The 14129-nt window shown below is 69.5% G+C and carries 11 protein-coding genes; all 11 read right to left on the minus strand.

The genetic code is table 11. The features are described 5' to 3' along the window. Positions 1 to 610 precede the first annotated feature (610 nt). Entirely contained in the window at positions 611 to 1396 is a 786-nt protein-coding gene (locus HOV77_RS22915; protein ID WP_290864919.1) for an isoprenyl transferase, read from the minus strand. A gap of 35 nt (positions 1397 to 1431) precedes the next feature. Next, complete coding sequence (recO, locus tag HOV77_RS22920; protein WP_290864875.1) at positions 1432 to 2187, minus strand: DNA repair protein RecO; 756 nt, start codon at positions 2185 to 2187, stop codon at positions 1432 to 1434. A gap of 38 nt (positions 2188 to 2225) precedes the next feature. Continuing rightward, entirely contained in the window at positions 2226 to 3692 is a 1467-nt protein-coding gene (gene gatA, locus HOV77_RS22925) for an Asp-tRNA(Asn)/Glu-tRNA(Gln) amidotransferase subunit GatA (protein ID WP_290864877.1), read from the minus strand. Between the two features lie 5 nt (positions 3693 to 3697). After that, complete coding sequence (gatC, locus tag HOV77_RS22930) at positions 3698 to 3997, minus strand: Asp-tRNA(Asn)/Glu-tRNA(Gln) amidotransferase subunit GatC (protein ID WP_290864879.1); 300 nt, start codon at positions 3995 to 3997, stop codon at positions 3698 to 3700. A gap of 417 nt (positions 3998 to 4414) precedes the next feature. Then, entirely contained in the window at positions 4415 to 6355 is a 1941-nt protein-coding gene (locus HOV77_RS22935) for an EAL domain-containing protein (RefSeq protein WP_290864921.1), read from the minus strand. A gap of 400 nt (positions 6356 to 6755) precedes the next feature. Continuing rightward, positions 6756 to 8849, minus strand: coding sequence for an NAD-dependent DNA ligase LigA (gene ligA / locus HOV77_RS22940; protein ID WP_290864881.1), 2094 nt, complete (start codon positions 8847 to 8849; stop codon positions 6756 to 6758). 42 nt (positions 8850 to 8891) lie between these two features. Beyond that, on the minus strand, positions 8892 to 9872 hold the full coding sequence (locus HOV77_RS22945) for a methionine synthase (protein WP_290864883.1): 981 nt from the start codon (positions 9870 to 9872) through the stop codon (positions 8892 to 8894). Beyond that, positions 9869 to 10987, minus strand: coding sequence for a tRNA 2-thiouridine(34) synthase MnmA (gene mnmA / locus HOV77_RS22950; protein ID WP_290864885.1), 1119 nt, complete (start codon positions 10985 to 10987; stop codon positions 9869 to 9871). Before mnmA ends, HOV77_RS22945 begins: the two co-directional genes overlap by 4 nt. 20 nt (positions 10988 to 11007) lie before the next feature. Then, positions 11008 to 12171, minus strand: a complete 1164-nt coding sequence (locus HOV77_RS22955) for a cysteine desulfurase family protein (protein ID WP_290864887.1) — start codon at positions 12169 to 12171, stop codon at positions 11008 to 11010. Between the two features lie 172 nt (positions 12172 to 12343). Further along, a complete protein-coding gene (locus HOV77_RS22960; RefSeq protein WP_290864889.1) occupies positions 12344 to 13300 on the minus strand; it encodes an electron transfer flavoprotein subunit alpha/FixB family protein in 957 nt (318 codons plus the stop codon). A gap of 7 nt (positions 13301 to 13307) precedes the next feature. Further along, positions 13308 to 14090 carry an electron transfer flavoprotein subunit beta/FixA family protein gene (locus tag HOV77_RS22965; protein ID WP_290864891.1) on the minus strand — a complete coding sequence of 261 codons (783 nt, stop codon included), beginning with the start codon at positions 14088 to 14090 and terminating at the stop codon, positions 13308 to 13310. Positions 14091 to 14129 lie beyond the last annotated feature (39 nt).

A 14129-nucleotide genomic window follows, 5' to 3' on the forward strand; every position in this document is an offset into this window, starting at 1 on the left:
CACCAACCCACCCTGCCCGGCCGGCTGACATCCCTGCCCATCTAAACGATCATGGACCCACGGAAACCCTCGAAGACGCACTAACGGTCGTGATCAACCGGCGTGTCGTGTCCCGGGCGCCCTGATCAACTCCCCCGACCCCTGATCAACTTGCTGTCGCCCCGCGCCAATCGCCGCAGTCCGCCTCCGTACCGCAGCCCCGACGCTGCTTCCCGCCGGACCGCGGTCCCCATGCCGTCCCCGCCTCGATACCACTCCCCGCGCAGAGATCATGTTCCCTTGGTCAGCGCCGAGTGGTCGGATCTGTAGATCAAGTGCCGGTGACCAGCAGAAATGGTGCCCCTAAGCGCCGACGAAGGGAACATGATCTTCGTTTGGCCGTCGGATTCGCTGACCAGGGGCACATGATCTTGCACGAGCGCGGCTTTCGTCTCGCCAGCCGCTCTGGCCTCTCGGCCGCCCTGGTCCCCTTGGCCACTCTGGCCTCTCGGGCGCGCTGGTCCCCTTGATCGTCGGCACCCGACAATCGTGGGCGTTTTAGTGAGATGAATGTCGGCATCCGACGATCATGGTGCCCGCCACCGCCAAGAATGTCGGCATCCGCGATCGGTCAGGCGGAGGCGGGGGGCGGCGGGACCGGGTTCGGCAGCGCGCCGCCGAAGCGCCGATCACGCTGGGCGAACAGTTCGCAGGCGTGCCACAGGTGACGGCGGTCGAAGTCGGGCCAGAGCACGTCCATGTAGATGAGTTCGGCGTACGCGCTCTGCCAAAGCAGGAAGTTCGAGGTGCGCTGCTCACCGGACGGCCGTAGGAAGAGGTCCACGTCCGGCACCTCGGGGTGGTACAGGTACTTCGCGAAGAGCTTTTCGTTCACCCGATCCGGGCTGATCCGGCCCTCGGCGACGTCACGCGCGATGGCAGCAGCCGCGTCGGCCACCTCGGCCTGGCCGCCGTAGTTCACGCAGAACTGCAGGGTCAGCTTGGAGTTGCCGCGGCTCATCTCCTCCGCCGTCTCCAGCTCGTCGATCACGCTCTTCCAGAGCCGGCCACGACGGCCCGACCACACGACGCGTACGCCGAGATCCACGAGCTGATCCCGGCGACGCCGGATGACGTCGCGGTTGAAGCCCATGAGGAACCGGATCTCCTCGGGCGAGCGCTTCCAGTTCTCCGTCGAGAAGGCGTACGCCGAAAGGAACGGGACGCCGATCTCCAGCGCGCCCTCGATCGTGTCGAAAAGCGAGTATTCGCCCCGTTTGTGGCCTTCCGTGCGCGGCAGTCCGCGTTCCTTCGCCCAGCGCCCGTTGCCGTCCATGACGACGGCGATATGCCGGGGCAGCGCGCCGGACGGGAGAGTCGGCGGACGAGCCCCGGACGGGTGCGGCGTCGGCTCCATCGGCTGAGACTTCCGGCCGAGACTGACTTTCCTGATCACGCGCGCTCTCCCCGATCGACTAGAGGAAGAGAGCGTAGCGCGCGTTCCATGTGCCATTGCAGGTGTGCCGCGACCAGGCCGCTGCACTGGCGGCGCTGCGCTTCCTCGGCCGCGTCGGCGATCTTCCAATCACCGGTGAGCAGGGCGAGCATCAACTCGATCGTGGCCGGATGGGGATGGGCGGCCCCCGGCGGCCGGCACTGGATGCAGACCGATCCGCCGGCCGCGACGGAGAATGCCCGATGCGGTCCGGGCGCGGAGCAGACGGCGCACTCGGCGAGCGCGGGAGCCCAGCCCTCGTGGGCCATCGCGCGCAGCAGGTACGCGTCGAGCACCAGCGTGCCGGAGTGCTCGCCGTCGGCCAGCGCCCGGAACGCGCCGAGCGTCAGCAGGAACAGCTTCAGCGCCGGCTGCCCCTCCTCCGCGGTCATCCGCTCGGCCGTCTCCGCGATCGCGCTGGCGGCGGTGTAGCGGGGATAGTCCGCGACGAAGTGCTTGCCGAGCAGAGTGATGCCTTCGACCTGGGAGATCGTGTGCAGCCCGGCCCCCTCGGCCCACTGCACGTCGACATGACCGAACGGTTCCAGCCGCGCGCCGTAGCGGGAGGTCATCTTGCGTACGCCCCGGGCCACCGCGCGCAGCCGCCCGTGTCGCCGGGTCAGCAGGGTGATGATCCGGTCGGACTCCCCCAGCTTCTGCACACGCAACACGATCGCGTCGTCGCGTTGAAGAGGACGGCGCATGCCAGGCATCCGACCATCCTCCCGCTCGCGTACGACAAAACGATGAGTCAGAGAGCGGGCGGCGCGAACGTCCCCACGGCAGACTCGACGGCGGCGGCCACCCGGTACATCCGGTCGTCGCCGAGGATCGGCGCCATCACCTGGAACCCGACCGGCAGCCCCTCGGACAGCCCGCACGGCACCGAGATCGCCGGTCCGCCGTAGAGGTTCGTCGGGATGGTGAACAGGTCGGCCAGGTACATCTGGTACGGGTCGGACGTCCGCGAGCCCAGCTCGAACGCGACGAACGGCGTCGTCGGCGACACCAGCACGTCCACCTGCTCGAACGCGGCCGTGAAGTCGCGGGTGATCAGCGTACGAACCTTCTGAGCCTGCCCGTAGTAGGCGTCGTAGTAGCCGGACGACAAGGCGTACGTGCCGATGATGATGCGCCGTTTGACCTCGGGACCGAAGCCCGCCTCACGGGTGGCCGACATGACCTCTTCGAGCGATCGGTTGCCGTCGTCACCCACTCTCAGACCGAAACGCACGCCGTCGTACCGCGCCAGGTTCGAGGAACACTCACTCGGCGCGATCAGGTAATACGCCGGCAGCGCGTACAAGAAGTGTGGGCAGGAGACCTCGACCACCTCGGCGCCGAGCTTGGTCAGCGCCTCGACCGTCTCGCGGAACGCGCTCATCACCCCGGGCTCGGCGCCCTCGCCCGAGAATTCGCGGACCAGGCCGACCTTCACGCCGGTCAAGTCGCCGGTCGCCCCGAGCCGCGCCGCGCCGACCACATCGGGCACCGGCGCGTCGATCGACGTCGAGTCGCGCTGGTCGTGTCCCGCGATGACCGCGTGCAGCAAGGCCGTGTCCTCGACGGTACGCGCACAGGGGCCGGGTGTGTCCAGTGAGGACGAGAAGGCGAGGAGCCCGTATCGGCTGGTGCCACCATAAGTGGGCTTCGCGCCGACGGTGCCCGTCACCGCGCCGGGTTGCCGGATCGAGCCGCCGGTGTCGGTGCCGATCGACAGCGGAGCCTCATACGCCGCGAGGGCGGCGGCCGAGCCACCACCCGATCCGCCCGGAATCCGGGCCAGGTCCCAGGGGTTGAAGGTCGGTCCGTACGCCGAGTACTCCGTCGAGGAGCCCATCGCGAACTCGTCCATGTTGGTCTTGCCGAGCATGACGGTACCGGCCGCGCGCAGGCGCTCGACCAGGGTCGCGTCGTACGGCGGACGCCAGCCTTCGAGAATCTTCGAACCCGCCGTCGTGGGTACGCCCCGCGTCGCGAGCACGTCCTTGACGGCGATCGGTACGCCGGCCAGCGGACCGAGCTTCTCCCCGGCGGCGATCTTCGCGTCGACCGCCTCGGCGGCGGCCAGCGCACCCTCGGTGTCGACATGCAGGAAGGCGTGGACACGGTCGTCGACGGCGGCGATGCGGTCGAGGTGCTCACGGGCGACCTCGACGGCCGAGACCTCGCGGTTGGCAATGAGAGTGCCCAGCTCGGCAGCAGTCTTCTTGATCATGCTGGTCACTCCTCTTCGCTGAGAATGCGCGGAACCCGGAACCGGTCCTCGTACGCGTCCGGCGCGCCGGACAGCGCCTCGGCCGGGGTCAGGCACGGCTGCTCGACGTCCTCCCGCAGCACGTTGACCAGCGGAACCGAGTGGGACGTGGGCGGGATGTCCGCGGCGGCCACCTCACCGACCCGGGCGACGGCCTGCAGGATCACGTCGAGCTGACCGGCGAAGACGTCCAGTTCCTGCTCGGTGACGGCAAGCCGCGACAGGTGCGCCAGATGCGCTACCTCTTCGCGGGAGATGGCGGCCATGCTCTGCCCCCTTGAGATTCGGCGGGTGATTCGGCGGGTCTGCCGGGATCAGCCTGCCATCGGCAAGCCGCCCCGAGCGAGTCTATTTGCCCGGGTCGGCAAGATCGCCTTCGGGGCCACGCCGCCGTCTGACCACACGCTGCCGCGCGTTGATGCTTCGCTCGCGTGCGCATTGCGTTTCTCGGCGGAGATCAACGGAGAAAATGTGGGGCTATGGCACCGCGAATCTTCCGCTGATCATGACCGCCCATGATCAGGGTCAATTCTGCGTCGCTATCACAGCCCAGAATTGCCCATGATCATGAGACTGCCTCACCCGGGCGACGTCGAACCGAAGCAGACGGGCACTTGATCATGGAGATGGGGGCGCGACACGCCGGACCTCCGGAACCATAGGTTCATGATCAACGGGAGGGGTCAGGCGGATTCGGGGGCGGGGCCGATGACCGCGTGCGGATGGGCCGAGGGCAGGCGCGACGAGAGTCGCCTGGCCCCCGGCAACGTCGTACGCGCGATCCAGGCCAGCAGGTCCTCGGCCGGCATCGGGCGCGCGTAGAACCAGCCTTGGGCCACTTCGCAGCCCTGCTGGTGCAGCAACCGCCAGGTCGGCTCGTCCTCCACGCCCTCGGCGACCACGCGCAAGCCCAGTGCACCGGCCAGCTCGATGATCGAGCAGACGATCGCGGCGTCGTCGGGGTCCTGGCGCATCCCGAAGACGAAGGTGCGGTCGATCTTCACCTCGGCCAGCGGCAGCCGCCGCAGGTGCTGCATCGAGGAGTAGCCGGTGCCGAAGTCGTCGAGTGCGATGGCCACGCCCAGCTTGTCCAGCTTGGCGAGGGTCGCCAGCACCCGGTTCGGGTCGGCCATCAGGCCTTCCTCGGTGATCTCCAGCTGCAACTGATCGGCGGTGACGCCGTGCTCGCGAAGCAGATCGGTCACGTGCTCGACGATGTCGTCGTTGTGGAGATCCCGGACGCTCACGTTCACCGCACAGCGCAGCCGGAGCGCCATCGGCCGCCACCGGGCGAGCTGGGCCACCACTTCGGCGAGCACCCAGCGGGTGAGCTGCCGCATCACCGCGCTCGGCTCGGCCGCCTTGATGAGCTCTTCCGGGTCGACCTGGCCGTACTTGGGGTGCTTCCAGCGCAGCAGTGCCTCCACACCGACGACCTCACCGGAGGAGATCTCGATCTGGGGCTGGTAGAACATCGTGAGACCGCCGCCGTCCGGCGATTCCAGCGCCTTGCGCAGGTCGGCCACGAGGCTGAGGCGGCGGGGCGAGTTGTGGTCGGACTCCGGGGCGTACACGGCTATGCCGTCGCCGCGGTGTTTGGCGTCGTACATCGCGACGTCGGCATGCCGCATGAGGGTCGCGAAATCGGTCCCGTGATCGGGATACAAGGCGATGCCGATGCTGCCGGAGATGTCCAGCGGCAGCCCGTCCAGCGTCACCGGGGTCTGGAGCGCCTCGGTGATCTGGGCCGCTCGGCGTACGGCGTCTTCGGGGCTGGTCACCCGGCCGGAGACGATGGCGAACTCGTCGCCGCCCAGCCGCGCCACGAGGTCGCCCTCACGGATGTTCTTCGCCAGGCGGTCGGCCACCGCCACGAGCAACCGGTCGCCGACGGTGTGCCCGAGCGCGTCGTTGACGTGCTTGAACCTGTCCAGGTCAAGCAACAGCAGGGCGAACCGCGACTTCGCGGGCGAGCGCGCGTACTCGGCGGCGATCGAGCCAACCTCGCTGATCAGCACCTTGCGGTTGGCCAATCCGGTCAGCGCGTCGAGCCGGGCCAGCCGAGTCTGCTCGGTCGAGAGGACGGCGAGCCGCTGCACCGCGATGAGCGGGATGATCGCCAGCGGAACGTAGAGCGCACTCTGATCTGCTGCGGCGGCCAGTATCACGCCGAGCAGAAGCAACGAGCCGGTAGTCAGCGCCTCCGGCGCGAACGGCGCGCGCAACGTCGGCCACAGTGGACCGCCGAAGCGCAGCCACACCGCGACCGAAGTCGTCGTGTACTTGCACAGGAACCAGGCCACCGCCGCCAGTACGCACACCAGCACCGTCCACCCAGGTGCGACGTCGACCGGCATCAGCGTCGCGCCGAGGTGGATCACCGCCGACGCGGCCGACAGCGCGAGCGCGTACTGGGCGATGTTGAAGACCGCGCGCCATGGCTTGTGCTTCATCCGCCAGGACGAGACGACGACCGCCGCCGCCTGGACCGCCAGCGCCGCGACGAGGTTCGAGTCGATGAGCACGGCGAAGCTGAAACAGATCGACGGGAACACCGCCGAACTCATCCTGCGCCCCGGCGGGCTCATCGGGAAGGCGTCCGCGACCAGCGCCATCGCCGCCATCAACCAGATCGCGGCCTCCCAGGTGCCGGAACCCGCGAACGGCGTCGCGACTTCGACAACGAGGACGGCGGTCGCCAGGACGACAACAATCGCCACATACCCGATAAAACGGCCGGAACCGCCGACGGGTGCGGTGTTGCGGAGTGCTTCGGGCGGAGCGGTGATGGACGGGGTCTCGGCGCCACCGGCGGCCGAGCGCGACGCGGATCCCTTCATGCGTCCCCCACCTTCCCGCGTATCCGCAGGCCGGAGCCCTTGACCGAACGCCGGCACACGAACCTACAGCCTAGGTCGTCCGCAGGCACAGAGCGAGCGTCCCACCACACCCAGTAAGGGATGTGAGATAGGAAACCACACCACCGGGTGTTGCGGGAACGCTCAACCGGGCGGTAAGGGGCCGTTATCCGGCAGCGGTCGATGCGGCGTGCGCACGGGCCGCGTCCGGCCCGTCGGCGAGCAGGATCGCGAGCCCGGCATCGTCCAACACCGGTACGCCGAGACTCTGCGCCTTGTCGAACTTCGATCCCGGGTTCTCCCCGACGACGACGAAGCTGGTCTTCTTCGATACCGACCCGGTCACCTTCGCACCCTGGGCGGCGAGCGCCTCGGTCGCGTCGTCCCGGGTGTAGTCGCTCAGCGTGCCGGTGACCACGACGGTCAGCCCGTCCAGTGGCTTCGGGCCGGTGTCGGCGGCGATCTCCTCCTCCATGACGACCCCGGCGGCCCGCCACTTCTCGACGATCTCGCGATGCCAGTCCACGGTGAACCATTCGCGGACGGCTTCGGCGATGATGCCGCCGACCTCTTCGACCGACGACATCTGCTCGACGCTCGCCTTGCTTATCGCGTCGACCGAGCCGAACGCGGCAGCCAGCGCCTGCGCCGCCGTCGGGCCGGCGTGCCGGATCGACAGCGAGGTCAGCACCCGCCACAGCGGTACGCTCTTGGCCTTCTCCAGGTTCTCCAGCAGCTTGCCGGCGTTGGCCGACAACGTGCCGTCCTTCTTGGTGAAGAACGGCGACCGGGCCAGATCCTCGGCGGTCAACCCGAACAGGTCGCCCTCGTCGGCGATCACCTTGTCGGTGATGAGCGCGACGCCCGCCTTGTAGCCGAGGCCCTCGATGTCGAAGCCGTCGCGGCCGCCCAGGTAGAACAGCCGCTCGCGGAGCTGGGCGATGCAGTGACGGCTGTTGGGGCACCGGATGTCGACATCCGACTCCTTCGCCGGGGCCAGCGCGGTCCCGCACTCCGGGCAGTGCGTCGGCATCACGAACTCGCGTTCGGTGCCGTCGCGCAGGTCGACGACCGGGCCCAGCACCTCGGGAATGACGTCGCCCGCGCGGCGGATGCTCACGGTGTCGCCGATGAGCACGCCCTTGCGCTTGACTTCCTCCTGGTTGTGCAACGTGGCGCTGGTGACCGTGACGCCCGCGACGTGCACCGGTTCGAGAACGGCGTACGGAGTGACGCGGCCGGTGCGCCCGACGTTGACGAGGACGTCGAGGAGCTTGGTGTTGGCCTCCTCCGGCGGATACTTGTACGCGATCGCCCAGCGCGGGGCCCGGCTGGTGGTGCCGAGCCGGCCCTGGATCGCCACGTCGTCCACCTTGATCACGATGCCGTCGATGTCGTGCTCGACGTCGTGCCGATGCTCGGCGAAGTACGCGATGAACTCCCGGACCTCGTCCAGGGAGTCGACCACCTTCCAGCGCAGCGACGTGGGCAGACCCCAGCTCTGCAGCAGCTTGTACGCCTCGGACTGCCGGGGCGGCTCGAAGCCCTCGTGCGCGCCGATGCCGTGCACGATCAGGCGCAACGGCCGGGAACCCGTGATCGAGGGATCTTTCTGGCGCAGCGAACCGGAAGCCGCGTTCCGCGGGTTGGCGAACGGGCGCTGACCGGCCGCGACCAGGCTGGCGTTGAGATCGGCGAATCCGGAGGTCGGGAAGAAGATCTCGCCGCGCACCTCGACGAGCGCCGGAACATTGTCGCCTTCCAGCGTCTTGGGAACGTCTTTCAGCGTACGCACATTGGCGGTGACGTCCTCACCAGTTCGTCCGTCACCTCGCGTCGCCGCCCGGACCAGGCGGCCGTTGCGATAGGTCAGGTTGATCGCGAGACCGTCGATCTTCAGCTCACACAGGAACGGCACCGGCCCGCCCGAATCGCGCACGACACGGTCCGCCCACGCCGTCAGTTCCTCGTCGGAGAAGGCGTTGTCGAGGCTGAGCATCCGGGCGGCGTGCTGCACGGTCGCGAACCCCACGGCGGCCTGCCCGCCGACCGTCTGAGTCGGCGAATCGAGCGACCGCAGCTCCGGGAAGTCGTGCTCCAAGCCCTGCAGCTCGCGCATCAGCAAGTCGTACTCGGCGTCGGAGACGGTCGGCGCGTCCTGCTCGAAGTAGCGACGGCGGTGCTCGTCGATCTCCGCGGTCAGCTGGGCAATCCGCGACCGGGCTGCATCGAACTTGGCGTCAAAGTCCTTCTCGCTCACACGAGGAATCTAGCGGCTGCGTACGACACATCAAGGTCCGCCTCAGACCTCGGCGAGCCGCCTGCCTGCCTCCCGGCACGCCACCAGGACCTCGCGCGCATAGGCGGGAGTCGCTCCCGCCAGGCCACACGCCGGTGTCACCACTACCTGCTCGGGCAACTGCGACTCACTGAACCCGAGCGTCTGCCACGTTGTGCGTACCTTATCGGCGATTGTGGCGGAGGACGGCGCGCGAGTGCCCCGCGTGGCCGCCGCCCCCGCGAAGAGCGTGAGCCCCGCGTCGATCAGCTCGCCCACCGGATCGAGCTGCTTGACCTGGTCGAGGTCGAGCGCCACGCCGGCCGCCCCGGCCTCGCGGAACAAGTTCACCGGGGCGTCGGGCGCGCAGCAATGGACCACCACCGGGGCGTCCGCGGCCTCGACCACGCGGGTCAGCGCCTCGCGGGCGACCGACTCCGCGACGGACCGATACGTGTGCAATCCGCTCGCCGTCCGGACCCGCCCGGCCAGCACCGCGGGCAGCGACGGCTCGTCCAGCTGCAAGATCACCTGTGCGCCGGGCACCCGGCGGCGCACCTCCGCCACGTGCACGCGCAAGCCCTCGGCCAGCGACTCGCTCAGGTCGCGCGCCGCGCCGTGATCGGACAAAACCGCCTGGCCCAGCGCCAGCTCGATGCTCGCGGCCAGCGTCCAAGGCCCCGCGGCCTGCACCTTCAGTGGTCCCGCGAAGCCGTCCGCCTGCTCGGTCAGCTGGTCCAGGTCGCGTTCGAGGAAATCATGGGTACGCCGAAGGTCGCGCCCGCCGCGGGAGGCGATCCGCCACCGTCCGGTGTAGAGCTCGACCGGCAGTCCGACCAGCAACCCGGCGCCGCGGCCGATCATCTCCGAACCCGGGCCGCGACCCGGCAACTCCGGCAGGTACGCGATCGGCAGCTCACCGAGGCTGACCTTGACCGCCTCGACCAGGTCGACGCCGGGCAGCGACCCGATGCCGGTGGCGCTCCCGCGCGGCAGCTCGATCACTGGACACCCGAGCCGGCGGTCACGCTCGTGGCGGCGCTGGCGATGGTGGCGCTCGAGATGGTTGCACTGGCGAGGACGGCGTCGCCGGCGGCGTCGGGCCGGTAGACGACGATCGCCTGACCGGCCGCGATCCCCCGGGCCGGGCGGCGCAGGCGTGCCGTCAGCGTGTCGCCGGCGATCTCGATCACGGCGTCGATGGGCTCGCCATGGGCCCGGAGCTGCACCTGCGCCTCGACCTCGGTGTCGAACGGGGCCAGGGTGATCGGGCGGGTGGCGACCACCTCGGTCACGTCGAGCGCCTCGGCCGGGCCGACGGTGACGGTGTTGGTGACCGGCGTGATGCTCAGGACGTACCGCGGCTTGCCGTCGGGCGCGGGCCGGCCCAACGCCAAGCCCTTGCGCTGCCCCACGGTGAAGGCGTACGCCCCGTCGTGGGAACCGACGACCTCGCCGGTGGCGGAGTCGACGATGTCGCCGGGCGCCTCGCCCAGCCGCTCCTGGAGGAACTTGCGGGTGTCACCGTCGGCGATGAAGCAGATGTCGTGCGAGTCGGGCTTGCTCGCGACGGCCAGCCCCTTGGCGGCGGCCTCCGCCCGGACGTCCGCCTTCAGCGAGTCGCCCAACGGGAAGATCGCATGATCGAGCTGCTCCTGAGTGAGCACGCCAAGGACGTAGGACTGATCCTTCTCGGCGTCGGCCGCCCGGCGCAGCACCCGATCCTCGCCGAGCCGGGCATAGTGCCCGGTGACGACGGCGTCGAAGCCCAGGGCCAGCGCCCGATCCAGGACCGCGGCGAACTTGATCTTCTCGTTGCAGCGCAGGCACGGATTCGGCGTACGCCCCGCGGCGTACTCGCTGAGGAAATCCTCCACGACGTCGGCGTGGAACTCCTCAGCCATGTCCCAGATGTAGAACGGAATGCCGATCACATCGGCGGCCCGGCGCGCGTCGTGGGAGTCCTCCCGCGAGCAGCAGCCGCGTGCGCCCGTCCGATAACTCTGCGGATTCTTCGACAAGGCCAGATGCACACCGGTCACGTCGTGCCCGGCCGCCACCGCCCGGGCGGCCGCCACCGCCGAGTCGACACCACCGGACATCGCCGCAAGAACTCGCACCCGACGAGCTTACCCGCGGACTACGCGCGGTCCTTACGGAATTTGCCCGCTCGGCGGGCTCGCTCCACGACGGGCGGCAGCGCCGCCACCAACTCGTCGATCTCCGCCGAGGTCGAGGTGTGGCCGAGCGAGAAGCGGAGCGACGAGCGGGCCGCCGCCGGATCACATCCCATCGCCAGGAGCACATGCGAAGGCTGGGCGATCCCCGCCGAACAGGCCGAACCGGTCGAACAGGCGATCCCCTGCGCGTCCAGCAGCATCAACAGGGCGTCGCCTTCGCATCCCGGGAACGCGAAATGGGCGTTGCCCGGCAGCCGGTTCTCCGGGTCGCCGTTCAGCACGGCGTCCGGGACGGCTGTGCGTACCTTGGCGATCAGTTCGTCCCGCAGGGCTACCAACCGCGCCGCGGTCGCGGCCTGCGTCGAGACCGCGATCTCCACCGCGGTGGCGAACGCCACGATCCCGGGGACGTCCAACGTGCCGGAGCGTACGTCGCGCTCCTGGCCACCGCCGTGCAGCAACGGCGTACAGGGGACGTCACGGGCGAGCAGAAGCGCGCCGACGCCGGCCGGTCCGCCCAGCTTGTGGCCGGTCAGCGTGAGCGCGGACGCGCCGGACCGAGCGAAGCCGACCGGAATCTGGCCGACCGCCTGAATCGCGTCGGTGTGGAACGGCACTCCACGCGCGGCCGCCTTCGCCGCGAGGTCGGCGATCGGCTGGACGGTGCCCACCTCGTTGTTCGCCCACATCGCGGTGACCAGCGCGACATCATCGTCGAGCGCCTCGTCGAGTACGCCCGGATCGATCCGCCCGGCCGAGTCGACCGGCAGCCAGGTGACCTTCGCACCCTCGTGCTGCTCGAGCCAGTTCACCGCGTCGAGCACGGCATGGTGCTCGATCGAGGAGGCGACGACCCGGCAGCGGCCCAGCGGACGCTGCGCCCAGAAGATGCCCTTGACCGCGAGGTTGTCGGATTCGGTCCCACCGCCGGTGAAGATCACCTCGGACGGGCGCGCGTCGAGCGCCGCCGCGATCCGTTCCCGGGACTCCTCGACCTTGCGGCGGGCACAGCGACCCGGCCCGTGGAGAGAGGACGCGTTGCCCACGTCGCGAGCGGCGGCGACATAGGCGTCGAGCGCTTCGGCGAGCATGGGCGTGGTCGCCGCGTGATCGAGGTATGCCATCGCCCCTCAGCCTATCCGCCGCGCCGCCGCTCCTGCTTCCGCGCCCGGTGCTCGGATTGCGCTCCTTATGGCGCTCGCGCCCGTGGCTCCCGGATCGCGTTATCCGGGATATCGCGGCCTCCCAGCTCGGAATGACAGCGTTACCCCGGATAACGCGCGAGAGCGAACCCGCTTACTTGCGCTTGCGGATGTCCTCCGCCGCCTGCGGTACGACCTGGAAGAGGTCGCCCACCACGCCGTAGTCGGCAAGTTCGAAGATGGGCGCCTCGGCGTCCTTGTTCACCGCGACGATCGTCTTCGAGGTCTGCATACCGGCCCGGTGCTGGATCGCGCCCGAGATGCCCAGGGCGATGTACAGCTGCGGCGAGACCGTCTTACCGGTCTGGCCCACCTGGAAGGCGTGCGGGTAGAAGCCGGAGTCGACGGCCGCCCGGGACGCGCCGACCGCGCCGCCGAGCAGGTCGGCCAGCTCCTCGACCAGCTTGAAGTTCTCCGCGCTGCCGACGCCGCGGCCGCCGGAGACGACCACCGACGCCTCGGTCAGCTCCGGACGCGCGCCCTTGGCCTCGGCGACCCGTTCGACGACGGTCGCCAGCTTGGCGTCGTCGGGTACGGAGACGGCCACGGTCTCGACGGCCGGCTGGGCGGGCGCCGGACTCGGCGTCAGTGAGTTTCCGCGTACGGTCACGAGTGGGAAACCCTTGGTGACCTTGGACTTCACGATGGTCGACCCGGCGAAGGCGACCTGCGTCGCCACGCCGTCCGTGCCGAGCGCCACGACGTCGGTGAGGATGCCGTTGTCGAGCTTGACCGCGAGGCGGGCGGCGATCTCCTTGCCCTCCTGGGTCGAGCCGATCAGGACGGCGGCCGGGTTCGCACCCTTGACGATGTCGGCCAGCACGGCGGCCTTCGGGGCGACCAGGTAGCCCGCGAGGTCGGCGTCCTCGGCCACGAGGACCTTCTGCGCGCCGTACTCGCCGAGCTTGGCGACCAGCGGCTCGGCCGTGCCCGGCGCGCCGAGCACCACCGCGACCGGGGTGCCCAGGTCACGGGCGAGGGTCAGCATCTCCAGCGTCACCTTCTTGACGGCGCCGCCGGCGGACTCCACTACAACCAGAACGTCAGACACTTGAACCTCACACGAACTTCTCGGTGGCGAGGAACTCGACGAGCTGCGTGCCGCCGTCCCCGTTGTCGGTCACCTTGACGCCGCCCGATCGCGCCGGGCGCTTGCTGTGCTCCACGACGGCGCTGTATGCACCCGCCGCGCCGACGGTGCCGGGGTCCACGCCCAGGTCACCGAGGCCCAGGGTGGCGACCGGCTTCTTCTTGGCCTCCATGATCCCCTTGAACGACGGGTAACGCGGCTCGTTGATGGTGTCCCAGACACTCACGATGGCGGGCGTCGCGGCCCGGACGACCTCGTAGCCCTCCTCGGTCTGCCGCTCGGCGGTCAGCGTCGAGCCCTCCACGGTCAGCTTGCGCGCACCCGTCAGGGCGGCGACGCCGAGCCGCTCGGCCAGCATGTGCGGCAGCACCTGACCCCGCGCGTCGGTGGCCTCGGCTCCGCAGATGACCAGGTCCGGCTCCAGCTGCCGCAGCGCGGCGGCGAGCACGGCCGAGGTGCCCAGCGCGTCCGACCCGTGCAGGGCGTCGTCCACGACGTGCACGGCCTTGTCCGGCCCCATCGACAGCGCCTTGCGGATCGACTCGGTCGCCCGCTCGGGGCCCATGGTCAGCAGCGTGACCTCGGTGCCGGCGTTCGCCTCGCGGATGCGCAGGGCCTCCTCGATGGCGTACTCGTCCATCTCGTTGATCACGTTGTTCGCCGACGCTCGGTCGACGGTGTTGTCGTCAGTACGCAGCGTGCGGTCCGCGCCGGAGTCCGGCACCTGCTTGACGAGTACGACGATCTTCATCGTGCTTCGACGACCCTCCTGTTATGCCACAGCCTGAAC

The organism is Hamadaea sp. (genome assembly GCF_013362815.1).
Classification (GTDB): domain Bacteria; phylum Actinomycetota; class Actinomycetes; order Mycobacteriales; family Micromonosporaceae; genus Hamadaea.